The organism is Rhodococcus sp. NPDC127593 (assembly GCF_042671975.1).
Classification (GTDB): Bacteria; Actinomycetota; Actinomycetes; order Mycobacteriales; family Mycobacteriaceae; genus Rhodococcus_F.
Genome location: NZ_JBHXWI010000027.1, coordinates 63995 through 87644, shown reverse-complemented (window position 1 = coordinate 87644; position 23650 = coordinate 63995). Strand labels below are relative to the sequence as shown.

Here is a 23650-nt window from a genome sequence, read left to right as displayed (position 1 = left end):
CTAGGCGGGATTCCGGTTACGGGAAGCTGCCAGGGTGGCGGCGAGCGCCTGACGATCGAGCTTGCCGCGCGGCGTGCGCGGCAAGCTGTCGACCGCGAGAACCTGAACCGGCATGCTCGGGCTGGGTAACGTGGCGCGCAGATGCCGCCAGATCTCGCTGGAACTCGGCCCGTCGCCGGCCACCACGATCGCGGCGGCCGGTGCCTCGCCCATCCGGCTGTCGGGCACTCCGATGCACGCAGCTTCCGAGATCCCGGGAAGTGCGGTCAACGCCGCCTCGATGGCGGCCGGTTCCACATTGAGTCCCGCCCGGATCACCGTGTCGCTGTCGCGGCCGAACAACTGCAGGCTGTTGCCCGCCACCCGCCCGCGGTCCCCCACCGTCATCCACCCGACGGCGGGGCCGTTCACCACGCCGTCTTCGGTGAGGTATCCGTCGAACAGCATGTTGCTGCGCACGTGAACCAGGCCCTCGCGGATCTCTGCGTCGACGCCGTCGAACAGTTCGCCTGCCGCATGCTCGTCGGCGGCGCCGAGACCCCGGTCGAACGACACGAAACTGAGTTCGGATGCGCCGTAGAAGTGCACGAGCGACGCATTCGGCAACACCTCCTGCAACGCCTGACGCCCCGTGCGCGGCCACCGGGCCGCCGACGACAGCACCTCGCGGACGCTGCCGACCGGACCGATCCCCGACCGCACCACGTCCCAGGCGATGGTGGGTACCGAGTACAGATGTGTGGCCGCGTCGCGCAGCGAGTGCGTGACCGGTCGCAGATCCACCGTCGCCCCGCGAGTGAGGCCGTGCAGCGCGCCGTACAGGAAATGCGTGTGGTCGAGAACGCCGGGCACCGCCACGCGATCCCCGCTGCCGATGTCGAACGTCGCGTCCGAGCGGTCGAGGGTCGTGGCCCACGATCGCTGGTTGCGCACGAACAGCTTCGGCTCACCGGTGGTGCCGGACGTGATGCCGACCAGCAGTTCGGTGTCGGGATGCGCCCGGTCCGCGGCGCCGTCGGATTCGAGGCTCTCCGCCGTCTCGACGGTCCCGTCGAATCCCAGTCTCCGAAGCCTGGTGTGCTGGTGCGACGCGGCCACCACGGCGCCGGGTTTCGCGAGCTCGAGCACCCGCTTCAGCTGCGAGGGCAGGAGATGCCGGTGCAGCAGCACGACGCTGACTCCCGCGTGCATCGCCGCCGTCACGACCACCAGCGATCCGACATCCGACGTCGGCAGCACAGCCACCCGGTTCATGCCGTCGAGCCCGGCTGCGGTGCGAGTGACCCGCGACCAGAACCGGCCGTAGTCGACGGTTTCGCGCGCGGACACGACCGCTGTCGTCTCCGGGTTCTCGGCGGCCCGTCGAGCGACGCGCTCGGCGAGCAGCTCAGTCATCGTCGACTCCCCGTGCGACGAGGGCGTCGCCCATCGCGTCCGCGGTCCGGAGGGCTCGGACCAGAACGGGGGTGGCCAGCGCCGTCATCGACCATTGCAACCCGCGCGCCTTCCGCGCCTGCGCCACCTCCTGCACGATCCCGGTCAGCAGCGGGATACACCGGATCGCCAACGCGAGCAGGAGCCCGATCCGGTCCGGATCGACCCCGAACCTCCGCAGGGGCCCGAGTGCGCGCGACACCGTGTCGAGCATGTCGGTGACCCGGGTGGTGAGCGTGACCAACGCGGCGAGCGCCACCGAGATCAGCAGCACCCCGCACACGACGACCGCCCGCGCGGGCGACGTGATCAGCACCTGGAAGATTGCGATGATCAACAACATCCACACCACCGGACGCAGCTGCGCCACGGCGACCCGCCACGGAATGGCGGCCACCGCGAACAGCAGTCCCACCACCAGGAGGACGACACCGACCTCGAGCGGGGTGCGCACGAACACGGTGGCCGTGACGATCGACGCGATCAACAGCAACAGTTTCAGCCCCGCGGGCATCCTGTGCAGGAGCGAGTCGCCCGGACGGTACAGGCCGATCATTCGACCAACTGCCGGTACGCGGGGACGGCGTCGTCCGGGCTTCCGTCGAACGCGACGAGACCGTCGTCGATGACGATGACCCGCTCGAAACTCTCCAGCAACGCCAGTTGGTGGGTCACGACGATCACCTGCTGGTCCATCGAATCGAGCGCTTCGGCGACGACGCGGGCGTTCCGTAGATCCAGCAGCGTGGTCGGCTCGTCGGCGATGATCACCTCGGGCCTGCGGATGAGAACGGCGCCGATGGCGAGCAGCTGCTTCTGGCCCCCGGACAGCAGGTGCGCGGGGTGATCGGCGTGCTGGTCGAGCCGGAACCGCACCAGGATCTCCTCGACGCGCGCGGCGATCTCCGGCTTGCTCAGACCGGACCGGCGCAGCGAGAACGCCAGGTCCTCGGACACCGTGGGCATGACGATCTGGGTGTCGGGGTCGGTGAACACGAACCCGACCTTGCGGCGCACCTGGGCGCCCTTCCTGGCGGCGTCGACACCGTCGACCGTGACGGTGCCGGAGGTGGGCTTCAGCAACCCGTTGATCATGCGCGCCAGGGTCGACTTGCCAGAGCCGTTGGAGCCGATGATGCCGACGCGGCGCTCGGAGAAACGGAGGTCGACGCCGCGCAGCACCGGGCGGTCCCCGAAGGCATGGGTCACCGAATCGAAGACGATCTCACTCACGACACGCGCTCCACGAGCATCGCGATGCCCTGCCCGCCGCCGATGGCGCAGGCCGCGAGCCCGAGCGCGGGTCCGTCCTCGCGCAGCATCTGACTTGCCAAGCGCACCAACAAGATCGCCCCCGAGGCGCCCCATGGATGTCCCATGGCGATGGCGCCGCCCTGTGGGCAGATCACGGATTCGTCCAGGTCGAGTTCGTCCGACACCGCCAGCACCACCGACGCGAAGGCCTCGGTGATCTCGACGACGCCCAGATCCGCCACGTCGTGTCCGGTCCTCTTCAGGAGTTTGCGGATCGCGGGTACCGGTCCGAGCCCGGGCAGCGCCGGGTCCGATCCCGCGACGGCGGAGCCGAGGATCCGCAACGCCGGCAGTCCGGCGGCCAGCGACTCGGTCGTCACCGCCAGCACCGCGGCGCCGTCCGAGATGCCGCAGGAATTCCCCGCCGTCGCCGTCCCGCCGGCACCGAAACTGGGGCGCAGCCGCGCGAGCCTGGCCTCGGTCATGCCTGCCCGAATGCGCTGGTCCCGGTCGATGCCACCGACCGGCACGATCTCCGACGAGAAGTCGGCGGCGGCCGCGAGCGTGTGCGACCGCGCCGCGTACGCGTCCTGCCGCTCACGGCTGATGCCGCGCACCCGCGCGAGATCGTCCGCGGCCGCTCCCATGTCGGGGTCGGGGAAGCCTTGCGGCGCAAAGGGAGCTCGGGTGTAGCGCACCGGATCGGCGCCCGACACCGGCGGCCAGAACCGCCACGGCGCCGTGCTCGCCGATTCGACGCCACCCGCCAGAATCAGCTCGTCGACGCCGCTGCGCACACGGAGCGCGGCCTGCATCACCGCGTCGAGGCCGGAACCGCACTGCCGGTCGACGGTGACACCGGGGACCTCCACACCCAGCCCCGCCTGCAGGGCCGCGACCCGCGCGGGATCGCCGCCCGGTCCGAGGCAGTTGCCGAGGACGACGTCGTCGATCTCGGCGTCGATGCCCGACCCCCGCAGCGACGTCAGGACGTCGCGTAACACCGGGGCGGCCAGATCGGTGGTGGTCAGATCGGCGAACCCGTGCCCGGCATTGCCGATCGGCGTCCGACGCGGCGCCACCAGGACAGGGACAGAGCTCATGCCAGCCAGTCTCTCACTCGGCCTCGGGCGACCTTGCCACTGGCGGTCCGCGGCATCGACTCGATCGGCACCCAGCGGCGGGGCAGGGCTTCCTTCGTCAGCGTCCGGCGTGCTCGCGAACGGACGTCACCGATCTCCGCGGTGCCGTCGAGCTCCAGGACGGCGGTGACGGTCTCGCCGAGCACCGAATGCGGCGATCCGACGACGGCCGCCGCGGCGACACCGTCGAGCGTCTCGAGGATGCGCTCGACGTCCTCGGCGACCACCGTGGTGCCGCCGACGTTGATCGCGGATTCACCCCGGCCGCGCACCGTCAGCTCACCGTCGTCACCGAGTTCGGCCAGGTCACCGACCCCGAACCAGTCCGGGGCTCCGATCACGCTGTACGGCGACCGGACGTACAGCAGACCGTCGCGGATGTCGGCGTCGACACCGTCCAGCAACCGGAGCGGTTCGGGCACCCGGCGCGCCGCGACGAGGGAGAGTTCCGCGGCGCCGTAGTACTCGACGATCTCGATGCCGTCCGCCACCGCGCGGGCGCCGTCGTCCAGGGCGGTGCCGGCGACGATCGCCGTGCGCAGCTTCGGGGCCTTCCCCACCACCTCACGAAGGACGGCGGGAACGGCGTGCACCACCGTCGCCCGGGACGGGTCGTCGGTGACGCATGCGCCCCGCCACAGTGCGTGCACTGCGGCGAACAGGTGCATCGTGGCGTGCAACGGCCCGGTGATCAGCACGTGGTCCGTCGCTTCGATGCCGGTGATCGCGGTGAAGGCGGGGAAGCTGTCGAACCAGGAGGCCGCGGTGCGCGCGAGCGGACGCGGCCTGCCGGTGGAGCCGGACGTCGCCACCAGCAGAAAAGCGGACGGCGGAATCACCGTGCGGTCCGGTCTCGCGTCAGGGTTCTCGACGATCACCGCCGTCCCCTGCCGCGCCGCCGCGCAGACGCAGATCAGGGCATCCGGGACCGGCAGCGTCGACGCGTCGTAGGCAGGCGCACCCGAGCCGTGCTCGAGGATCCATCGGTCGATGGCACCGTCGAGTTCGGCATACGTGTAGGTGCGGTCTTCGAAATCGAGAGCAGGCTGATCGCCGGAGCCGCCGAGTTCGAAACTCACGTACGGATCAGGCCGGGGTACGCGCGATGCACGCTCTTGGCGACCACGGTCGCGACGACGACCTTGAGCAGGTCGCCGGGGATGAACGCGAAGTTGGTGGTGATGGCGGCGCCGACACCCAGATCGGTGCGGAGCAGGAGTCCGACGGTGCCGAAGACGTAGATGACGACGATCCCGCCGAGGGCGTTGATCAGGAGACCGAGCGCGATCGGGTACTTCGGGAGGATCCGAGCGGTGAGGAGGCCGATGACCAGCGTCGCGGGAATCCAGCCGATGAGGTACCCGGCGCTGGGGCCTGCGAGCGCGGTCAGTCCGGTGCGACCACCGGACAGCAGAGGCAGGCCGATCAGGGTCAGTGCGATGAAGACCGCGACAGCGGCTGTGCCCTTGCGAGCCCCGAGCACCGCGCCGGCGAGGATGACCCCGAGCGTCTGCAGCGTGATCGGCACTCCGCTGAAGCCGACCGTGATGGCGCCGGGCAGTCCCAGCGCCGCGATCAGCGCGGCGAACACCGCGATCTGCGCCATGTCCCGCGCTGAAATACCGAGCCTCGACACCCGAGCGCTCCCGACCTCTGCCATGACGACTCCTCTTGCTTCAAACTTGAACGACGTTCAAGGTATCAGGTCGGCGCGGACAACGGTGCGGCCGACTCCGCGACCTCGCCCTCGTCGGGCGCCGTTCGCGCCCCGGCCCGCGCTGCTCCGATCCCCGCCGCGATCACGAAACAGATCCCGGCCACGGCCGCGTGGTCCGGCACCTGGTGCAACACGACGAGCCCGATGATCAATGCGAACGCCGGTTCCAGGCTCATCAGGGTCCCGAACGCCGCGGTGTTCAGCCGGCGCAGGGCGAGCATCTCCAGCGTGAACGGCACTACCGGCAGCAGTATCGCCAATCCCAGCCCGATGATCAACAGGTCCGGCGTCATCTTCGCGAGCATCGACGGTCCGCCCACCGCAGTCGCGACCAACCCGGCGACCGGCATGGACACCGCGAGCCCGTTGAGACCGGCCACCTCGTCGCCCACGCGCTGGGTGAGCACGATGTAGAGAGCCCAGCACGCGGCCGCGCCCAGCGCGAACAGGATTCCCACCGGGTCGACGCCGCCCGCCCAGGGTTGCGTCAGCAGCAGCACCCCCACGGCTGCCAGCGCCGGCCACTTCAGCCGGCCTCGTCCGTGCAGAACAGCGACGCCGAGGGGCCCGAGGAACTCCAGCGCGCTGGCGGTGCCCAGCGGGATCCGGTCCACCGCCGCCATGAACAGCAATGTGACCGCTGCCGTCACCACCCCGAGCAGGACGCATGCGCCGAGGGACGAACGCGTGAACGCCTTCGGACGAGGGCGCACGATGAGGACGAGCAGGACTCCCGCCCACGCGAGGCGCAGCCAGGCGGCACCCTCGGCACCGACGCGCTCGGACACGCCGACGGAGATCGCGAGTCCGCTCTGCACGCACAGCATCGAGGTCAGCGCCATCGTCGCGCCGACGTGGGTCGAGTTCCTGGTCATGCATGCATTGAATGACACGTCGACCGTTCACGTCCACGTGACTTTCATGGACAAACCATTCGGATATCGCGAACAATGCGAGGGTGGACACCCGACGCCTGCATCTCCTGCTCGAGCTCTCCCGTCTCGGCTCCATGCGTGAGGTCGCCGAGACACACCGGCTGACCACCTCGACCGTCTCCCAGCAGATCGCGGCACTCGCGAAGGAGACGGGTGCCCAGCTCGTCGAACCGACCGGCCGCCGAGTGCGGCTCACTCCGGCCGGTCGCCGGCTGGCCGACCACGCCGTCACCATCCTGGCGGCGGTCGACGCCGCCCGACTCGACCTCGACCCCCACGCCGAGCCGGTCGGCACCCTGCGCGTCGGGGGTTTCGCGACGGGCATCCGGGTGTCGCTGCTCCCGGTCGTCGCCGAACTCGCACGCACCCACACGCAGGTGGACGTGGTGATCAGCGAATACGAGCCGGTCGAGGCGTTCGCGTTGCTCGCCGACGACGAACTCGATCTCGCACTGACCTACGACTACAACCTGGCACCGGCATCCCCCGGCGCCGCTCTCGAGGCAGTCCCCCTGTGGTCGACCCCCTGGGGACTCGGCGTCCCCGCGCGCGGCGACGACGAACCCGCAGACGTCGCGGCCTATGCCGGTTCACCCTGGATCGTGAACTCCCGCAACACCGCCGACGAGGACGCCGTCCGCACCCTCGCCTCGCTCGCGGGTTTCACACCGCACATCGCCCACCAGATCGACAGCCTCGACCTCGTCGAGGACCTCGTCGCCGCCGGCTACGGCGTGGGCCTGCTGCCCGCCGACCGTCCCACCCGCGCCGAGGTCACCGTCCTCCCGCTGGCCAACCCGAAGGTCGTGCTCACGGCCTACGCCGTGACCCGCCGTGGGAGGTCGACCTGGCCGCCGCTGCGGCTGGTCCTCGACCGCCTGGCCGCCGTCACCCGGGAACGACGATCAGCCGACGCGACATGACCCGCCAGGCGGATGCACGACGCCCCGCCTGCGGGAGTAGGCAGGCGGGGCGGTTTATCGCGGGAGTGCGCAGGGCGGTTTCTAGCGGGATGCCACGGCGGAAGCCGCGTCCTTCAGGGTGCGGGCCGCGACCTGCAGTCCTTCGAGCTGTCCCAGTTCGACGTCCTCGTGTTCGATGTTGACCGCCATGTCGGGGTCGACCCGCTGCAGCGCGGCGAGGAAACGGGACCAGAAATCGACGTCGTGTCCGCGACCGACGGCGACGAAGTCCCACGCCGAGTCCTCGGGCCACTTGTTGACCACGTGCTTGCCACCGAGCCCGGTGGGGTTCTGGTCGGCCGGGATGCGGGTGAACCGGTCATCGAGAACACCGTAGATCTTGCAGTTCTCGTTGATCCGGGTGTCCTTCGCGGCGGCGTGGAACACGAGGTCGCCGAGCCAGTCGACCGCGGCGACCGGATCGATGCCCTGCCAGAACAGATGCGACGGGTCCATCTCGGCGCCGACGTTCGTCGCACCGGTCTTCTCGACCAGGCGCTTCAGCGTCGGCGGGTTGAACACCAGGTTCTGCGGGTGCATCTCGATCGCGACCTTCACGCCGTTCTCACGGGCGAGCGCGTCGATCTCCTTCCAGAACGGCACCGCGACCTGATCCCACTGGTAGTCGAGGGAGTCGAGATAGCCGCTGTCCCAGGTGTTCACGTGCCATGCCGGCCACTGGCCGCCGGCGTGCGCGGCGGGCAGCCCGGACATCGTGACCACCCGGTCCACACCGAGCAGGCCGGCAACCTTGATCGCGTTGCGCAGGTCCTCGGCGTCCTCGGGGCCCACCTCGGGGTCCGCGTGCAACGGGTTGCCGTTGCAGTTCAGGCCGGCGATGGAGACGCCGGTCTCGTCGAAGACCTTCAGGTACTCCTGCGGTGACACCTCGCCCGAAAGGAGTTCCTTGACGGGCAGGTGCGGGGCGGGCAGAAATCCGCCCGCGTTGATCTCCGCGCCCTCGAGTCCGAGGGACGCGATGGTCTCCAGCGCTTCGCGCAGGCTGCGGTCGTGCAGGATGGCGGTGTACACACCGAGTTTCATGAGGGTTCCTTGCGTGGTGGGAAGAAGTTGCGGTTCAGGGGGTTTGCGGTTCAGCCGATCTTGACGGCTGCTCCGTCGGCGCGGGCGGACTCCGCGACGGCGGTGACGATCTGCATGCCGCGCAGGGCGTGCGCGAAGGTCGGCAGCGGGCCGAGGACGTCGATGCCGGCGATCTGGTCGAGGAACGCACGGGCCTGGTAGGCGAAGAACTCCGCCTTGCCGTGGCCGACACCGCCGGCATCCATCGGCAGGCCACCCTGGATGTACGGGTGCTGCGGTCCGATGATCACCCGTCGCTGACCGTTCACGGTGCGGTCGAGGCCGTCGCTGGACACCGAGAATTCCGCGGCGCGAGCCAGGTCGAACGCCGCGGAGCCGGACGTCCCGAACAGCTCGAAACCGAGTCCGTCCGGAAGCTGGTGCGCGACACGGGAAGCGGAGAACGTGCCGACTGCGCCGTTCTGGAAGCGCGCCGTGAACGTCGCGAGGTCCTCGTTCTCGACGGGCGCCATCTCACCCGTGGTCTCGGCCTTGGTGTGGCCGTAGGTGACTCCGGCGGGCACGGGACGCTCCGTGATCACCGTGGCGAAGGTCGCGCCGCTGATCTCGACGATCGGGCCGCACACGAATTCGGCCATGTCGAGCAGGTGGCTGCCGACGTCCGCGAGCGCACCGGTTCCGGGACCGCCGCGGTATCGCCAGGTGATCGGCGAAGCGGGATCGAGACCGTAGTCGCACCAGTAGTGCCCGTTGAAGTGGATGATGTCGCCGAGGCGGCCCGTCGCGAGTTCGTCGCGGATCGCCTGGATGGCCGGCGACCGGCGGTAGGTGTACCCGACCGTGGCTATCGTGTCGGCTTCCGCGGCGGCGGCGACCATGGCCTCGGCGTCCGCGATGGACCCGGCGAGCGGCTTCTCGCACAGCACGTGCTTCCCCGCAGCGAGGAGGCCCTCGACGATCTCCCGGTGCAACTGGTTGGCGACGACGACGCTCACGGCGTCGATGTCCGGCGATTCGGCGATGGCCTGCCAGCTGTACTCGGCCCGCTCGTACCCGTACCGCTTCGCGGTGTCGTCGGCGACGGCCTGGTTGGTGTCGGCGATCGCGACCAGACGCACGTCGGGGCGGTCGGTTCCGAACAGCGTCGACGCCATGCGATATCCGGCGGCGTGTGCTCGTCCGGCCATGCCGCCGCCGATGACGGCGACACCGATCGAGTTGGAAGTCATGTGTGGAAGCCTTTCGGTGTGATGTTGACCCGGCGGGAGTGCACGTCGGCTACCCGCAGACACCCGCACGGATGAGTGAAGACGCCCTCCGGCTAGTTCGGTCTATTTAACCGGTCTAGTACGACTACTATGAGCTGAGTCACGACACCCTGTCAAGCCCCGGCCCGACGGGGCGGCAAACGGGTCCGACCCCTTCACGAACACCCTCCACCGCGCACACTGAATAAACTTTCACTGAACTTGATTTCAATGAATGCCAGTTCAGGAGGGGTGCATGCAGACCATCGTCGCAGAGGGAGGTGTGTCCGGGACCGCGACTGCAATCGCATTGCGCCGCATCGGTTCCGACGTCACCCTCTACGAAACACACCCCAACCCTCGGGTCGCTGCCCATCAACCTCGCAAGCCTGCGGAACTACACTTCGGACTCCTTGTCGCGACCATCGCGCAGCAGCGAGCTCAGCGATTGCAGCGGTTGATCGCCGTGGAACGCAAGTTCGAACCCCTACCCGTCGACGCAGGTGTCGCCCGAAGCTACGGGCAGCTGGCCGCAGCAGCGCGAGCGTACGGCCGCAAACCTCAGCCCCGAGCCCTCGATCTGATGATCGCCGCCACCGCGCACGCGAACAACGCCCGACTCGTCACCCGCAACGCGGACGATCTTCGCGGCATCGAACACCTGCTGGATGTCGACACCCTCTGAGGACAACCCGCGATCGATGCGGGGTTGCGGTTACTGGGACTCGCTCAGTTTGCCTGAGCACCCTGCCCTTGCCGGCCGAGCAACCCGGCCCACCGAACTTGACGGCCGTCGCAGGTCAGGACACGCCCGACCGGGCCCCTTCCACCGGTGTGGGCGCGGGCCCGGTGGTACGACGCACGACGAGCCGCGGTCGGAGGACGGTCGCGACCGATTCGGTCCTCCCCCGGTCCAGCCGTTGGATAACCGCGTCGACCGCGGTGGCGGCCTGCTCCCGCGGTTGCTGATTGACCGACGTCAGATCGATGTGCGCGAGCTGGGCGAGCACGCTGTCGTCGTATCCGGAGACCGAGACGTCTTCGGGGATCCGCACGCCCCTGCTCCGTAGTTCGCCGATCAGCCCGATGGCACTCCGGTCGTTGGCCGCGATCACCGCGGTGGGAAGCTGCGACCGCCCGAGCAGAGTCTCCGCAGCGACCGTTCCGGCACTGTCGGTGAAGTCGCCCTCGACCACGTCGATATCGAGTCCGTGACGACGCATCGCACGGGTGTACCCCGACCTCCGGTCGGCCGCAATCGTGCCCGTACCACCGCTGAGGTGCGTGATTCGGCGATGCCCCAGCTCCACGAGATGGTCGACGACGGTGCCGATCCCCTTGCCGTCCGCCGTCCGCACGACGTCGACGGCGCCGTCACCGACGCGGCGACCGACCACGACCACCGGTACCCGTTCCCCGAGCGTGTCGAGAACGTCGGTGCCGAGTTCGGTGCCGAGCAGGATCAAGGCTTCGCACCGGAAATCGAGCAGCGTTTCGACGACTTTCGGTTCGGCGTGCGTGGGAGTCAGCGCACCGAGCACCACCTCGTACCCGTGCTCGTCGGCGGCGGCGACGATGTACTCGACCATCTCGGCGTGGAAGCTATTGCGAATATCCGCCGACACCCCCACGAGGTGGGTCCGCCGGAGCGACATCAGTGCGGCCGTACGGTTCGGTCGGTACCCGAGCTCGTCAGCGACGTCGAGGACCCGTTTCCGCGTCTCGGAACTCGGTCCGGGCACACGCCGAAACACCATGGAGACCAATGCCTTCGACACGCCCACGCGGTCGGCGATGTCCTGCATGGTGACGGCCTGCCGGGGCATCGGAACGGAACCGCCACTCCGGGCGTCGTCGTCGCTTCGCATGTGCAGACCCTTTCGCTCACCGAGCACGAGGCCCACCCAGAGTATCCGACATAGACCGAAGTACTAGACCGGGCTACCTACCCGAACAGTCCGGGTGCCACGACGAGAACCAGCCAGCAGAGCGCGGGCGCAACCGCGACGACGACCACGGCAGCGTTGAGGAGGAGCTGGCGGTAGAACGCCCGACGATCAGGTCCTGGCACAACCATCCAAGAGTCTTGTCGCAACCGTCCAATGTCGAGGGCGGGCGCGGGACCACTATTGAGGTGTCACGCCCGGACGTGTCCGGGGTCACACAATCGACGGAGGATCTGATCCCCATGGCAATCGACTTCGACCTGAGTCCAGACCAGGCGGCCCTGCAGAAGGCGGCGCGAGCCTTCGCCGACGAGCGGCTCAGTCTCGTTGAAGGCGTCATCGCCCCACTTCCGACGCCCGAGGCGCGCTTCGCGGCGATCAAACCGTTCTATCAGGACATGGTGCATGCCGGATTCCTCAAAGCGCTGCTGCCGGTCGAGTACGGCGGCACGGCTATGCCGTCGCTCGATTTCGCCTTGGCGGCAGAAGAACTCACCCGTGCCGACATCAACGTTCCCAGTGCGCTGCTCGGCACCGGATTGGGGCTGCAGCCCATCATCCACTTCGGAACCGCGGATCAGAAGGCCAGGTTCCTGCCACCCTTCGCCGGCAGTGAACCGTTACTCGCGGCGTGGGCGTTCACCGAGACCGCCGGCGGCGCGAACTTCGACAATGCGGATGCCTCGGCAGGTGTGCAGACCTTCGCGCGCCTGGACGGCGACGAATGGGTGATCAACGGGGACAAACACTTCACCACCAATGGTTCGGGGTGGGACGGCAACGGTGCCGCGCTGATCAGCGTTCTCTGCCGTACGGATCCGACGCTTCCCTTGAACGAGTCGATGGCCGTGATCGTCGTGCCCGGGGACACACCCGGGGTCGCTGTCGAGTCCTATATCGACACCATGGGGCACCGTGCCACGGCATCACCTCGTATCACGTTCACCGATGTTCGCGTGCCGGCCTCGAACATCATCGGAAAGCCCGGTGACGGCATGGAGATCGTCCGGAAGACGTTCAACTGGACCTCGTCGATCATCGGGGCCGCGTGTGTCGGCCGGATGCGGGCGGCATTCGACTACGCCTTCACCTTCGCGAAGAGCGACAATCGTTCGGGCCCGGTCCCGATCATCGACTACCAGAACGTCGGTTACATGCTGGTCGACATCAAGACCCGCATCGAGGCCGCTCGATACTTCACCTGGAAAGCATGCGACCTCTACGACAAGACCGGCGGCGCCGACGAAGAGCTCGGCCACATGGTCAAGATCTACGCATCCGAACTTGCGGTACAGGTGGTGTACGACACGATGCGTGTGGTGGGAGTGAACTCCTACGGAGACCAGACACCGATCGCCGGAATCATGGAAGACGTCCTGTGCTTCCCGCTCTACGACGGGGGCAACATGGGCGTTCGGCGCCGGCAGCTCCACGCCCTGATGAAGCGGTCGGACTACGATCCGATGCTGTCCGCCGCCGGAATCGTGGCAGGGTGACCTCGTACGAACGGCCGGCCATCCGCTGCTCTGCTCGTGACGCGATATTCCGTGGGGGTGCAACCGAGGCAGTTCTGAAACGTGCGGGTCAGGTGCGAGCTGTCGTAGAAGCCCCATCGCGCAGCGATCTCGCTCACGGTCACCGAGTCGGGCGCCACCGCCAGGTCCTGCATCGCCCCCTGTAGGCGCTCGTCCCGAACACACTCCGCGAACGTGGCGCCGACCGCCTGGAACAGGCGGTGCAGCGTTCGCACCGAGACGGCGGCTTCGCGCGCAGCGGCCTCCGCGGTCACCCGGCCCAAAGGGACGGCTGAGCGAATGTAGCGGCGGACGACCTCGCGGAGCGCCGCATCGCGACCTTCGGTGCGAGTTCCACCAGCCGGGGGCTCGGTCACTGCGGCGAGAACATCCGTGAAAGAACGCTCGAGGGCTCTCACAATGGTCTGGTCGAAGGCGGGGCGCTCCCGCCAGAGGGACGACATCATTGCCCCGACGACGTTTCCCGGTCCGCTCGTCGTGTCGATGGCACGCGCCGTCGCCCCGACCCCCCGCACGTTCGCGCTCCACTGATCCCGGGGAATGCGAAATGACAGCACCCGCCACCTGGCCGCGTCGTCCGGCTCCCGGAACTCGAGGGAGTACGGGCGCGTCGTGTCGAACACGGCATAGCTGCCCGGATGGACGACGCAACGGCGTCCATCCTGCTCTCCGTAGCACGTTCCCTCCAACTGCAGGTTCACGAACAAGGCATCCAGGGGCGCGCGGCGAACCTCCCTGGGACCGTGAGTCAGTAGCTGTGTGCACGAGGAGATCTCAGCGCAATTGGTCTCGACCAGCGCTTCCGAGCGCACCCACCCGGGAATCCCGTCCGGGGTCGCGCTACGGGCAGTCTGGGCACGCCCACGCTGCGGCGACAGCGGAGTGAAGGCTTCACACACGACGTCACCCCAGTAACTCGCCTGATCACGAGTACTCAGACCTGAGGTGGACCAATAGGGCATGACACCTCCCGGTTTCTGGGCAGGGTCACCGGTGCTGGGCAATCAGAACCGGTGCCTGTTGCACTCCAAATTCTGCGCGTTCCGACGGGGTTGTCAAGAAACTGTCCGGTTTCCACACAGATGACGTTCGGCACGGAAGACTAGCGTCGTTCACGAGCCGGCGAATTGCGAACTGCACTGCGGTTCCCGGCAATTGACGATCTTCCGCGCGGAGCGAGAGCCGCGCCACCGTTGCGAGACCACCGATCACATCCCTGCCCACCATCGGCCGACAGGCCGGATACACCATCGAGGAGCACACAATGACAACGACATCACCCGCACTGTCACCCGAAGTCTCCGCCTTCCTGGCGAGCCCTGTTCTCCACCTGATCGACGGCCGGCATGTTCCGTCCGCATCCGGCGAAGTCTTCGCCACCGTCAATCCGTGCAACGGTGACGCCTTGGCACAGGTCGCGCTCGGCGGCGACGAGGACGTCAACCGGGCGGTGTCGGCTGCTCGCAGAGCACTCGACGGACCGTGGGGACGCATGACTCCGGCACAGCGAAGCAAGATTCTCTGGCGGGTCGGTGATCTGCTGGAGGAGCGGGTCGAGGAGTTCGCGCTCGTCGAAGCGCTCGACAATGGAAAGCCTCTTACCTACGCACGTCTGGTCGATGTTCCCCTGTCCGCCGATTGGTTCCGCTACATGGCGGGCTGGCCCACGAAGTTGGAGGGCAGCACAATTCCGGTCACCTCCACCGCAGCGCCCGGCGATTACCTGGCGTACACCGTGCGCGAGCCGGTGGGCGTCGTCGCCGCGATCGTCGCCTGGAACTTCCCGCTGCTGCTGGCGGCCTGGAAGCTGAGCCCCGCACTCGCCACGGGCAACACCGTCATCCTCAAGCCGGCGGAACAGACCCCACTCAGCGCGGCGCTGCTCGGCGACGTGCTCCGCGAGGCGGGTATCCCCGACGGTGTGGTGAACATCGTGCAAGGTGACGGAGAGAACGTCGGCGCCGCACTCAGCGCTCATCCCGGCGTCGACAAGGTCTCGTTCACGGGGTCGACCGAGGTGGGACGGCACATCGTCGGTGCCGCGCGCGGCAACCTGAAGAAGGTGACCCTCGAACTCGGCGGCAAATCCCCCAACATCGTCTTCGACGACGCCGACATCGACGCCGCCATCGAAGGTGCGGCAATGGCCATCTTCTTCAACCAGGGCGAGGCCTGCGAGGCCGGGTCACGGCTGTACGTGCAGTCCACGGTGTACGACCGGGTCGTCGAAGGGGTCGCCGAGATCGCCTCCGCGCTAAAGGTGGGCGACAGCCTCGACCCGGACACCCAGATGGGTCCCGTCGTATCGGAGAAGCAACTCGATACCGTTCTCGGATACCTGGACAGTGGCAGGGCCGAAGGTGCCACCGCCGTGACAGGCGGGCGACGGAAGGGCGACGTCGGCTACTTCGTCGAGCCGACAGTGCTCGCCGACACCACACCGAACATGCGGGTGGTGAAGGAAGAGATCTTCGGACCCGTCGTCACCGCGATACCGTTCGACGACATCGACGACATCGTCCGGACCGCCAACGACACCGACTACGGTCTCGCCGCGGGCATTTGGACGTCCGATGTGTCGAAGGCCCACAACGTCGCGGCGGGTATCAAGGCCGGCACGGTGTGGATCAACAGCTACCACGTGCTCGACCCGGCCCTGCCGTTCGGCGGTTACAAGCAGTCCGGTTGGGGACGTGAGCACGGTGCGGCAGTCCTCGACGCATACACCGAGACGAAGACCGTGATCCTCAAGAAGGGGTGATCTTGCACGGGCAGATGCCGTCGCTCCGACCGCGGCATCTGCCCGCGGCGACATCCATCATCACTAAGCACGATCCTCCACCCCCGCGCCATCGCGACGCGACCACACGACCAGTCGACCGAACACCGCCCCGAATAGGAACAGAGCGACAAATTCCCACAGGCGAGACGCGTCGTCGGAAGGGAGGAGAACAACGACAGCGAACACCGGCAACGCGACGATGTAGGACACAACGATTTTCCAGAGCTGATGCATGAACGAATTCCCGTAGGGTCGGAAGGTCCGTCCAGCATCCGACTGTGAGGCGGCGACCACCAGGCACCACAGGGGTGGGTGAGGCTCACCCCGGGTCGCGATCGCGGCGCCGACTACGCGGTGACCAGGTCGATGGCGACGGCCGACCCTCGCGGATCGACGACCGCGTCGAGGATGGTCTTCTGCGTCTGGGTCAGGTGCTCGGCGCAGGCCGCGGCAGCCGCCGGGCCGTCGCCGGCGAGGATCGCACGGCACATCGAAACGTGCTCCGCCAACGAGACGTCCAGACGGTCCGGGTGGGAGTGGGCGATGTTACGCAGTCTCTCGGTGTGCGGCCGGAGTTCGGCAATCGATCGGGCCAGTTGCGAGTTCCGGGTGTGCGCGATCACGGCCTGGTCGTAGGTTTCCGTGAGTTCGTAGAAACGATCTCGCCGGGAGTCGGACGGATCCTCCTCGGAGATCGCCCCGAGCGCTTCCGCTACCTCTTCGAACTGCTTCCGGGCCGCGGTGTCCCGGGCGACGGCCTCGGCGACCATGCGCGCCGCGGCGGCCTCGAGCAGGATGCGTAGCTCGAACAGATCGCGAACACTCTTGATCGAGATGGGAGCGACCCGGGCGCCCTGCCGATCGATGAGCGAGACCAGCGCCTCCCCCTCGAGCCGAAGGAAGGCCTGACGCACCGGGGTGCGAGACGCCGAGAACCGCGTGCCCACGTCGATGGCACTCAATGACTGACCCGGGGGCAGGGTTCCGTTCAGGATGTCCTGCCTGAGCTGCTCGTATACCTGTTCGCTCTTGTTCTCGCCCGCCATGCATACATCCTAACGTCCGCCGCAGTATGAGCTACGGTATACACTAATGCGCACCATAGAACAGGGACAGCATCCCGGAGTAGGCGCCCATACGTGAACGACGTGCAAACCCCCGAACGATCCGTGCCGACGCGCGCGTCCGAACTGCGCCGTCGCGGACTCCGATGGGCTGCACTGATCGCACTCTCGGTCGGCGGCTGGGTACTCGGCGAGAGCGTCGGACTGACCGCGGCAGGCCTCTTCTCGGCCCTGATCGTCGCGGCGACCCTGGCCGTCACCGGATGGGGTCCGTCCCGAGTGCCGCGCCCGCTGGGAAAGCTTGCGCAGGGCGTGCTGGCGAGCGCAGTCGGGCTGATGGTGCACCGGGACACGATCGCCGCTCTGGGCTCGATGTGGGTGCCGGTCGTCTCGATCGCCGCCGCGACCCTCGCGCTCAGCGTGGCGGCCGGCGCCCTGCTCGCTATGCACCGCGACGTGGACGCGGTGACCGGATCCCTCGCCATGACCGCGGGCGGCGCCACCGGACTCGTCGCGATGGCCCGCGAACTCGGCGGCGACGACCGGGTCGTCGCAGTGGTGCAGTATCTGAGGGTGGCGCTCGTCGTCGTGTCGATGCCGATGATCGTCACGTTCGGCTTCCGCGCGGATACCGGTGCGGAAACCGTGACAGGCACCGATGGCGGCGGGTCCGAATGGTATGTGGCCGTGCCATTCCTGGCACTGTTCATCGTGGGCGGCACCGTCGTCGCGTCACTCGTGCGACTGCCCGCACCCGCGACGCTGGGGCCGCTGGCCGTGAGCGCCGGGTTCGAACTCGGGGGCTGGAGCGACGCGGTCGCGGTTCCGCCGATGCTGATGACGGCCGCATTGATTCTCATCGGCTGGCAGGCCGGGCTCGCGTTCGACCGGGCAAGCCTGCGGGCGATCGGACGAATCCTGCCGTACGCCGCGCTGCTCACTCTCCTGGTCGGGGCGGCGTGCGCCGGCCTGGGCGTCCTACTCTCCCACCTCACCGGTGCGAGCCTCCTCGAGGCCTATCTCGCCACCACACCCGGTGGCCTGGCGGCGGTGCTGGCCGTATCGGCATCCACCGCCTCCAACGTCACGTTCGTCGCGGCCGCCCAGGTGTTGCGCCTGGTCATCATGCTCGTGACCACCCCGATCATGGCGAAGGTATTTGCCCACTTCAGTTCTCGGCGACGACGAGCGCAGCCGGGGATCCTCTCCGGACGGGACGGTCCGGCCTGAGTCCGGGCCGTCTCGACCGGAGAGGAGTCCCGTACACCCCGAGTTTCGTTGCAGTGTCTTCGAACTCGGGATGCGTCGGGGAGCGGGTTCCTCGAATGTCGGCGCATGGCATCTACCTCCGATTCTTGCGAGCAGCTATCGAGCTACATGGCGGGTCGGCGTCGGGTCGCGGTCAGCCGTAGACCCTCGAGATGAAGGCGTCGAGGTTGTCGCGGACCCGCTCGATCCTCTCCTCGGGCTCGAGATCCTCGCGGTACTGGCTGCCCAGTGCGGGCGACTTCTTCCGGCGCGCGTAGAGCGAGCAGGCGAGATCGGCGCACATGTAAGTGCCGATCGAGTTGCCCCGGCGACCGGATTCACCCGACTTGCGCGCCGTCATCAGCGAGACGCCGCCATTGGCGTGCGTGATCATGCAGACCGTGCACATCTGCGCGCGGCGGTAACCGCCCGTCTCGTAGCGCAGCGCGACGCCGACCAGTCGACCCTCCCGCGGTACGACGACATAACAGCGGCCGGGAAACGACGGGTCGCTCCAGCCGAGGAAGTCGAGATCCTCCCACGGCCGATCGTCCAGGTCACGAGGAACCGGTAGGCGCTTGGCGTCGCCTTTGGAGCAATTGATCCGTGAGTCTTTCGGCGCAAACCCGGTCCTTCAGGTCCGGGATAGCCGATCTGGTTTTGTCGGACCGGGTGGCTAGTGTCTGGGCTATGGCGGGGAGGGTGATGAAGCGAGCGTTCAAGTACCGCTTCTATCCGACTGCGGTGCAGGCTGATCAGCTTGCTCGGACGTTCGGGTGCACCCGGTATGTCTACAACCGGGCGTTGGCCGAGCGCTCGCGTGCCTGGTCGCAGGAGCAGCGACGGGTTACCTACGCGGACACCTCGAAGATGCTCACCGGATGGAAGCGGGACGCCGAGACGGAGTGGTTGTCGGAGCCGTCGAAGGGGCCGTTGCAGGAATCGCTGCGGCAGTTGCAGGGTGCGTTCGAGAAGTTCTGGCGCAAGCAAGCCTGCCACCCGAAATTCAAGAAGAAGGGCCACTCGAAGGATTCGGCGACCTACTACTCGAACTGCTTCACCTACCGCGGCGGGCAACTCCGGTTGGCCAAGCAGGCCGAACCGCTCGACATTCGGTGGTCGAGGCCGCTTCCGGAGGGGGCCGTGCCGTCGCAGGTGACGGTGTCGCGCAATTCACGTGGGCAGTACCATATTTCGATCCTCGTCGAGGAAACAATCAGCGAACTCGAATCTGTCGGCCGGGTGGTCGGGCTCGACGCCGGAATCACCAGCCTCTACACACTCTCGACAGGGGAGAAGATCACCAACCCCCGCCACGAGCGCACGGACCGTGAGCGGCTGGCGAAGGCGCAGCGGGAGCTGGCCAAGAAGGAGAAAGGGTCCCGTAACCGGGCCAAGGCCCGCCTGAAAGTCGCGAAGATCTATGGCCGGATCGCCGATCGGCGTCGCGATCATCTGCACAAACTCTCCACTCGACTGGTGCGCGAAAACCAAGTGATCGCCATCGAGGATCTGAGTGTGCGGAACATGGTCAAGAATCGGTCGTTGTCTCGGGCGATCTCCGATGCGAGTTGGTCCGAGTTCCGGTCCATGCTCGAATACAAAGCCGACTGGTACGGGCGGCGGGTGGTGGCGATCGACCGGTTCTATCCGTCGTCGAAGACCTGCTCGGTGTGCGGGGCAATCGCCTCGAAGATGCCGCTAAACCTACGGGTGTGGACGTGCCGATGCGGCGCCGTCCACGACCGGGATGTGAACGCGGCGAAGAACATTTTGGCCGTCGGACTGACGGTGGCAGCCTGCGGAGACGGTGAGAGACCACCCCACACGTAAGTGCGGGGCGGCAACTGTCGGTGAAACAGGAACCTCGAGACGTGAGACTTGAGGGGAATCTCGGTCGTTCACTGCCGAGAGGACGTCAAGAACGACGACCTGATGTCGTGTCGTGTTCAGTGAAAGGTTCCATGACGAAAAGAACTCCTTCTGTCGACGGGTGGACAAAGCCTCGGGACACTACGGACCGCGGCAGCGGCGGGCAACGGATTTTCGACGATCCACAGTTCGGACGCTGCGTGTATCGTGCTGTTTCCGGCTTCGAGGGGATGGGGAATGGCGGCAGGTACACGGGTCGGCTCGCAGTTCGGGCACTACCATCTCAGGGCTCTGCTCGGCCGAGGTGGAATGGGTGAGGTGTACGAGGCGTACGACACCACCAAGGATCGCACCGTCGCACTCAAGATCCTCGACGTCGACCTCGCGAAAGACCCCACCTACCAGCAGCGGTTCCGTCGCGAATCGCATGCCGCGGCCCGGTTGCAGGAGCCGCACGTCATTCCGATTCACAACTGGGGCGAAATCGACGGTGTGCTCTACATCGACATGCGCCTGGTCGTGGGACAGGATCTGCGTTCGCTGCTCCGGACACGTGGCCCGATGGGCCCCGCACACGCGGTCGCGATCGTCGACCAGATCGCGGCGGCGCTCGACGCCGCGCACACCGACGGTCTCATCCACCGCGACGTCAAGCCGGAGAACATCCTCGTCACGGCTGGTGAGTTCGCGTACCTCGTCGACTTCGGTATCGCGCACTCGAGTTCCGACCTCCGCCTGACCACCCTCGGCAGCGCCGTCGGCTCCTACGCGTACATGGCGCCGGAGCGGTTCGACAATGCGCCGGTCGATGCGCGCGCGGACGTCTACTCGCTGGCGTGTGTCCTCTACGAATGCCTCACGGGGTCCATCCCGTTCCCGTCCAACAGCATCAGCAGCGCCATCCGAGCCCACCTCACGACGCCGGTGCCCCGCCCCAGCTCGATTCGACCCGACGTGCCCGCCACGTTCGACGACGTGATTGCCCGAGGCCTGGCCAAGGATCCCCGCGATCGGTACCCGACGGCCGGCGACGTCGCAGCCGCCGCCCGGGCCGCGTTGACCGTTCGCGAGCGGAAGACCGAAACCGACATCGCGACCCGCCCGGAACCCTCGCCGGGCATGCGGTCCGAACCGACGCGTGTCGACGACCGCGGCCGTCCCCCCGTCTACCCGCCGACCGCGTTCCACAGCGGGCCGCCCGCGCAGCCCCCGGCGGCGCTGTACTACCCCGCGACGCCCTACGCCGCCCCGCCGCCGGCTCGCCGGTCGGTGGCCGTGCCGGTGACGGTCACCGTGCTGGTGATAGCGCTGCTGGCCCTCGGCGGGGTGGTCGGATGGCTCGTGCTGGATCGGAACAATCCGGACGCATCCACTGTCGCCGCGGCCACCAGCAGTCGGGTACGGGTCCCGGTCACGGAGGACGTACCGGTCGCATCCGCGACGTCGGCGGCTCCGTCGGCGGCTCCGTCGACGGTTTCGCCTGCCGTGACGACGCCGAGAACGACGACGGCTCCCCCGCCGCCGATCGTCGGCGAGGTGTCGGGCGCCGACGGGCAGGGTTTCCTGCCCCCGTCCGATGCACGGTGCAACTACACCAACCCGGCGGTGTTCATCGGTCGCACCACGAAGTCCCTCGTCGTGGTCTGCGAGACCGGAGTGGGACGGTACTACTACCAGGGCGTACGCATCAGCGACGGCGCCGCCATCTCCGTCGACGACCCCGTCCCGAGCGGTTCCGGCTTCGTCGCCACCGGCGACGGCGGCACTCAGTACCGGCTGACCCCGTCCGCCCTGACCATCGTCAGCGGCGACGGCAGGATCCTCGCGACCGAACCGATGGTCGACTCCGCACACCGTTGAATCGCCGTCTGCGACGAACAACGGGACGAGCGGTCGGAATCGGTGAGAGTATAGGTCTGTGAGCGCACAGGCAGAGCATGAGGAGAGACGTCGCCCGATCCCGGACACTCCGTTGGGCTACCTCGAACAGCTACCCGCCCTCGTCCTGCTCGAACGCCTTCCGGTTCCCGTCCTCGCGGTCGAGAACGACGGCACCGTCGTCCACGCGAACAGTGCCTTCGAGGCGATGCTGGGTCATCCCGTCGCTTCACTGCGCGGGCACCCGGTGTCCGAACTCCTCGACCTGGACGAGGCCCCGACGGGTGCCGACGCGGTCGAACACCTCCGCGAATGCGCCACGACACCCGTCGACCTCGCACACCAGGACGGATCCCGAGTGCGCGCACTCGTCAGCCGCCCCATCCTCCGTCGGCAGGACGATCCGGTGACCCTCGTCTGCTTCCACGACGTCACCGAACAACTCTGGAACGGCGGCCGGGCGCCGGGCTTCTGACCCCGCCCCACAGACGCAAAGACATGCGCCGGAATCCCACGCAATTGCCCGGGATTCCAGCGAAACCGTCTGCAAACGGCGCGGCAGGGATCGAACGCGGGTTAGGTTGACTGCATGGCGACCGGTAAGAGCAAGGCTCCCGCTGTCGAACTGGAGGTCGGCGACCGAACCGTGCGGATCTCGCACCCGGAACGCGTCTACTTCCCCGCCACCGGTGCCACGAAGCTCGACCTCGCGAACTACTACCTGAGCGTCGGCGACGGGATCGTCCGCGCACTGCGCGAACGCCCCTGCATGATGCACCGCTTTCCGGACGGCCTGAGCGGCGAGAAGGTGCACCAGAAGCGGTTGCCGCACGGTGCGCCGGACTGGGTTCAGACGGTGCGGGTGACATTTCCGCGGTACAACCGCCACGCCGACGAACTGTGCGTGACGCACCCGGCGGACGTGATCTGGGCGGTACAGATGTCCACCGTCGAGTTCCACCCGTGGAACTCGCGGCGCGCGGACGTCGAACGTCCCGACGAGTGGCGGATCGATCTCGATCCGATGCCCGAGTGCGGGTTCGACACGGTGCAGCGCGTGGCCGGGGTGGTGCACGAGGTGCTCGACGAACTGGGTGCGACGGGCTGGCCGAAGACGTCGGGCGGAAGCGGCATGCACGTCTACGTCCGGATCCGGCCCGACTGGCAATTCGGCGACGTCCGGCGGGCCGCGCTGGCCTTCGCCCGCGAAGTGGAGCGCCGGACCCCGCAGGACGTCACCACCACCTGGTGGCGCAAGGACCGGGATCCGCGCAAACTGTTCGTCGACTACAACCAGAACGCCCGCGATCACACCATCGCCAGCGCGTACTCGGTGCGCGGTGTGCCCGACGCGACGGTGTCCACACCGGTGACGTGGGACGAGATCGACGACGTGGATCCGCACGAGTTCACCATCGCCACCGTCCCCGACCGCTTCGCGAAACTCGGTGACCTGCACGCCGGAATCGACGACGCCGTGTTCTCGCTCGAACCGCTGCTCGAGTGGGCCGACCGCGACGAGGCCGAAGGCGAATCGGATCCCGGTGGCGCGGAAGACTAGTCGACGGCTTGCCCGCAACGCGACACGCG

Annotated in this window: 23 protein-coding genes; 9 read left to right on the top strand and 14 right to left on the bottom strand. The window is 67.7% G+C overall.

Going from position 1 to position 23650, the window contains the following annotated elements:
* The 7 genes from ACFVJ3_RS24950 to ACFVJ3_RS24920 are packed head-to-tail and all read right to left on the bottom strand — an operon-like array spanning nt 1 to nt 6422.
* On the bottom strand, nt 1-1395 hold the full coding sequence (locus ACFVJ3_RS24950; RefSeq protein WP_378454595.1) for an AMP-binding protein: 1395 nt from the start codon (nt 1393-1395) through the stop codon (nt 1-3).
* On the bottom strand, nt 1388-1990 hold the full coding sequence (locus ACFVJ3_RS24945; RefSeq protein ID WP_378454594.1) for an energy-coupling factor transporter transmembrane component T family protein: 603 nt from the start codon (nt 1988-1990) through the stop codon (nt 1388-1390). Before ACFVJ3_RS24945 ends, ACFVJ3_RS24950 begins: the two co-directional genes overlap by 8 nt.
* Complete coding sequence (locus ACFVJ3_RS24940) at nt 1987-2667, bottom strand: energy-coupling factor ABC transporter ATP-binding protein (protein WP_378454593.1); 681 nt, start codon at nt 2665-2667, stop codon at nt 1987-1989. The genes ACFVJ3_RS24945 and ACFVJ3_RS24940 overlap by 4 nt, the downstream gene beginning before the upstream one ends.
* Complete coding sequence (locus ACFVJ3_RS24935) at nt 2664-3791, bottom strand: thiolase family protein (RefSeq protein ID WP_378454592.1); 1128 nt, start codon at nt 3789-3791, stop codon at nt 2664-2666. Before ACFVJ3_RS24935 ends, ACFVJ3_RS24940 begins: the two co-directional genes overlap by 4 nt.
* Complete coding sequence (locus ACFVJ3_RS24930) at nt 3788-4909, bottom strand: class I adenylate-forming enzyme family protein (RefSeq protein WP_378454591.1); 1122 nt, start codon at nt 4907-4909, stop codon at nt 3788-3790. Before ACFVJ3_RS24930 ends, ACFVJ3_RS24935 begins: the two co-directional genes overlap by 4 nt.
* Nucleotides 4906-5490, bottom strand: coding sequence for a biotin transporter BioY (locus tag ACFVJ3_RS24925; protein ID WP_378454590.1), 585 nt, complete (start codon nt 5488-5490; stop codon nt 4906-4908). The genes ACFVJ3_RS24930 and ACFVJ3_RS24925 overlap by 4 nt, the downstream gene beginning before the upstream one ends.
* 41 nt (nt 5491-5531) lie before the next feature.
* Complete coding sequence (locus ACFVJ3_RS24920; protein ID WP_378454589.1) at nt 5532-6422, bottom strand: DMT family transporter; 891 nt, start codon at nt 6420-6422, stop codon at nt 5532-5534.
* Between the two features lie 83 nt (nt 6423-6505).
* On the opposite strand from ACFVJ3_RS24920, the gene ACFVJ3_RS24915 reads away from it, so the two are divergent.
* Nucleotides 6506-7405 carry a LysR family transcriptional regulator gene (locus tag ACFVJ3_RS24915; protein WP_378454588.1) on the top strand — a complete coding sequence of 300 codons (900 nt, stop codon included), beginning with the start codon at nt 6506-6508 and terminating at the stop codon, nt 7403-7405.
* 81 nt (nt 7406-7486) lie between these two features.
* Here the strand turns inward: ACFVJ3_RS24915 and ACFVJ3_RS24910 are convergent, their stop codons facing one another.
* Both ACFVJ3_RS24910 and ACFVJ3_RS24905 read right to left on the bottom strand, forming a co-directional pair.
* A complete protein-coding gene (locus ACFVJ3_RS24910) occupies nt 7487-8488 on the bottom strand; it encodes a sugar phosphate isomerase/epimerase family protein (RefSeq protein WP_378454587.1) in 1002 nt (333 codons plus the stop codon).
* Between the two features lie 50 nt (nt 8489-8538).
* Nucleotides 8539-9717: a Gfo/Idh/MocA family protein gene (locus tag ACFVJ3_RS24905; protein ID WP_378454586.1), complete on the bottom strand. Its 1179-nt coding sequence runs from the start codon at nt 9715-9717 to the stop codon at nt 8539-8541.
* Nucleotides 9718-9991: 274 nt separating this feature from the next.
* Here ACFVJ3_RS24905 and ACFVJ3_RS24900 point away from each other — a divergent pair, with 274 nt between their 5' ends.
* Nucleotides 9992-10420: a PIN domain-containing protein gene (locus tag ACFVJ3_RS24900; RefSeq protein WP_378454585.1), complete on the top strand. Its 429-nt coding sequence runs from the start codon at nt 9992-9994 to the stop codon at nt 10418-10420.
* A 115-nt stretch (nt 10421-10535) separates the two neighbouring features.
* Here the strand turns inward: ACFVJ3_RS24900 and ACFVJ3_RS24895 are convergent, their stop codons facing one another.
* Complete coding sequence (locus tag ACFVJ3_RS24895) at nt 10536-11603, bottom strand: LacI family DNA-binding transcriptional regulator (RefSeq protein WP_378454584.1); 1068 nt, start codon at nt 11601-11603, stop codon at nt 10536-10538.
* Between the two features lie 77 nt (nt 11604-11680).
* On the bottom strand, nt 11681-11812 hold the full coding sequence (locus ACFVJ3_RS24890) for a hypothetical protein (RefSeq protein ID WP_378454646.1): 132 nt from the start codon (nt 11810-11812) through the stop codon (nt 11681-11683).
* Between the two features lie 111 nt (nt 11813-11923).
* Between ACFVJ3_RS24890 and ACFVJ3_RS24885 the strand changes: the two genes are divergently transcribed.
* Nucleotides 11924-13177, top strand: a complete 1254-nt coding sequence (locus ACFVJ3_RS24885; RefSeq protein WP_378454583.1) for an acyl-CoA dehydrogenase family protein — start codon at nt 11924-11926, stop codon at nt 13175-13177.
* On the opposite strand, the gene ACFVJ3_RS24880 is transcribed toward ACFVJ3_RS24885, so the two are convergent.
* Entirely contained in the window at nt 13135-14178 is a 1044-nt protein-coding gene (locus ACFVJ3_RS24880; RefSeq protein WP_378454582.1) for a helix-turn-helix domain-containing protein, read from the bottom strand. The two genes, ACFVJ3_RS24885 and ACFVJ3_RS24880, sit on opposite strands and share 43 nt — an antisense overlap.
* 302 nt (nt 14179-14480) lie before the next feature.
* Here ACFVJ3_RS24880 and ACFVJ3_RS24875 point away from each other — a divergent pair, with 302 nt between their 5' ends.
* Entirely contained in the window at nt 14481-15977 is a 1497-nt protein-coding gene (locus ACFVJ3_RS24875) for an aldehyde dehydrogenase family protein (RefSeq protein WP_378454581.1), read from the top strand.
* Between the two features lie 368 nt (nt 15978-16345).
* Here ACFVJ3_RS24875 and ACFVJ3_RS24870 read toward each other — a convergent pair whose 3' ends face one another.
* Nucleotides 16346-17044, bottom strand: a complete 699-nt coding sequence (locus ACFVJ3_RS24870) for a GntR family transcriptional regulator (RefSeq protein WP_378454580.1) — start codon at nt 17042-17044, stop codon at nt 16346-16348.
* Nucleotides 17045-17137: 93 nt separating this feature from the next.
* Between ACFVJ3_RS24870 and ACFVJ3_RS24865 the strand changes: the two genes are divergently transcribed.
* On the top strand, nt 17138-18292 hold the full coding sequence (locus tag ACFVJ3_RS24865) for an AbrB family transcriptional regulator (RefSeq protein WP_378454579.1): 1155 nt from the start codon (nt 17138-17140) through the stop codon (nt 18290-18292).
* 172 nt (nt 18293-18464) lie between these two features.
* Here ACFVJ3_RS24865 and ACFVJ3_RS24860 read toward each other — a convergent pair whose 3' ends face one another.
* Nucleotides 18465-18914 carry an FBP domain-containing protein gene (locus ACFVJ3_RS24860; RefSeq protein ID WP_378454643.1) on the bottom strand — a complete coding sequence of 150 codons (450 nt, stop codon included), beginning with the start codon at nt 18912-18914 and terminating at the stop codon, nt 18465-18467.
* 101 nt (nt 18915-19015) lie between these two features.
* On the opposite strand from ACFVJ3_RS24860, the gene ACFVJ3_RS24855 reads away from it, so the two are divergent.
* From ACFVJ3_RS24855 to ligD, 4 genes are all read left to right on the top strand, one after another.
* Entirely contained in the window at nt 19016-20143 is a 1128-nt protein-coding gene (locus ACFVJ3_RS24855) for an RNA-guided endonuclease InsQ/TnpB family protein (RefSeq protein ID WP_378454578.1), read from the top strand.
* A 276-nt stretch (nt 20144-20419) separates the two neighbouring features.
* Entirely contained in the window at nt 20420-22042 is a 1623-nt protein-coding gene (locus tag ACFVJ3_RS24850; RefSeq protein ID WP_378454577.1) for a serine/threonine-protein kinase, read from the top strand.
* 58 nt (nt 22043-22100) lie between these two features.
* Nucleotides 22101-22535 (top strand): PAS domain-containing protein, encoded by a 435-nt coding sequence (locus ACFVJ3_RS24845; RefSeq protein ID WP_378454576.1) that lies wholly within the window; start codon nt 22101-22103, stop codon nt 22533-22535.
* A gap of 114 nt (nt 22536-22649) precedes the next feature.
* A complete protein-coding gene (gene ligD, locus ACFVJ3_RS24840) occupies nt 22650-23621 on the top strand; it encodes a non-homologous end-joining DNA ligase (RefSeq protein ID WP_378454575.1) in 972 nt (323 codons plus the stop codon).
* The last annotated feature ends 29 nt before the right edge of the window (nt 23622-23650 follow it).

What these genes read in the sequence shown, in the direction of transcription:
- ACFVJ3_RS24870 (WP_378454580.1), bottom strand. Translation starts at nt 17,044, where the DNA reads ATGGCGGGCGAGAACAAGAGCGAACAGGTATACGAGCAGCTCAGGCAG.
- ACFVJ3_RS24890 (WP_378454646.1), bottom strand. Translation starts at nt 11,812, where the DNA reads ATGGTTGTGCCAGGACCTGATCGTCGGGCGTTCTACCGCCAGCTCCTC.
- ACFVJ3_RS24875 (WP_378454581.1), top strand. Translation starts at nt 14,481, where the DNA reads ATGACAACGACATCACCCGCACTGTCACCCGAAGTCTCCGCCTTCCTG.
- ACFVJ3_RS24920 (WP_378454589.1), bottom strand. Translation starts at nt 6,422, where the DNA reads ATGACCAGGAACTCGACCCACGTCGGCGCGACGATGGCGCTGACCTCG.
- ligD (WP_378454575.1), top strand. Translation starts at nt 22,650, where the DNA reads ATGGCGACCGGTAAGAGCAAGGCTCCCGCTGTCGAACTGGAGGTCGGC.
- ACFVJ3_RS24880 (WP_378454582.1), bottom strand. Translation starts at nt 14,178, where the DNA reads ATGCCCTATTGGTCCACCTCAGGTCTGAGTACTCGTGATCAGGCGAGT.
- ACFVJ3_RS24895 (WP_378454584.1), bottom strand. Translation starts at nt 11,603, where the DNA reads ATGCGAAGCGACGACGACGCCCGGAGTGGCGGTTCCGTTCCGATGCCC.
- ACFVJ3_RS24885 (WP_378454583.1), top strand. Translation starts at nt 11,924, where the DNA reads ATGGCAATCGACTTCGACCTGAGTCCAGACCAGGCGGCCCTGCAGAAG.
- ACFVJ3_RS24950 (WP_378454595.1), bottom strand. Translation starts at nt 1,395, where the DNA reads ATGACTGAGCTGCTCGCCGAGCGCGTCGCTCGACGGGCCGCCGAGAAC.
- ACFVJ3_RS24945 (WP_378454594.1), bottom strand. Translation starts at nt 1,990, where the DNA reads ATGATCGGCCTGTACCGTCCGGGCGACTCGCTCCTGCACAGGATGCCC.
- ACFVJ3_RS24850 (WP_378454577.1), top strand. Translation starts at nt 20,420, where the DNA reads ATGGCGGCAGGTACACGGGTCGGCTCGCAGTTCGGGCACTACCATCTC.
- ACFVJ3_RS24910 (WP_378454587.1), bottom strand. Translation starts at nt 8,488, where the DNA reads ATGAAACTCGGTGTGTACACCGCCATCCTGCACGACCGCAGCCTGCGC.
- ACFVJ3_RS24900 (WP_378454585.1), top strand. Translation starts at nt 9,992, where the DNA reads ATGCAGACCATCGTCGCAGAGGGAGGTGTGTCCGGGACCGCGACTGCA.
- ACFVJ3_RS24935 (WP_378454592.1), bottom strand. Translation starts at nt 3,791, where the DNA reads ATGAGCTCTGTCCCTGTCCTGGTGGCGCCGCGTCGGACGCCGATCGGC.
- ACFVJ3_RS24905 (WP_378454586.1), bottom strand. Translation starts at nt 9,717, where the DNA reads ATGACTTCCAACTCGATCGGTGTCGCCGTCATCGGCGGCGGCATGGCC.
- ACFVJ3_RS24855 (WP_378454578.1), top strand. Translation starts at nt 19,016, where the DNA reads ATGAAGCGAGCGTTCAAGTACCGCTTCTATCCGACTGCGGTGCAGGCT.
- ACFVJ3_RS24925 (WP_378454590.1), bottom strand. Translation starts at nt 5,490, where the DNA reads ATGGCAGAGGTCGGGAGCGCTCGGGTGTCGAGGCTCGGTATTTCAGCG.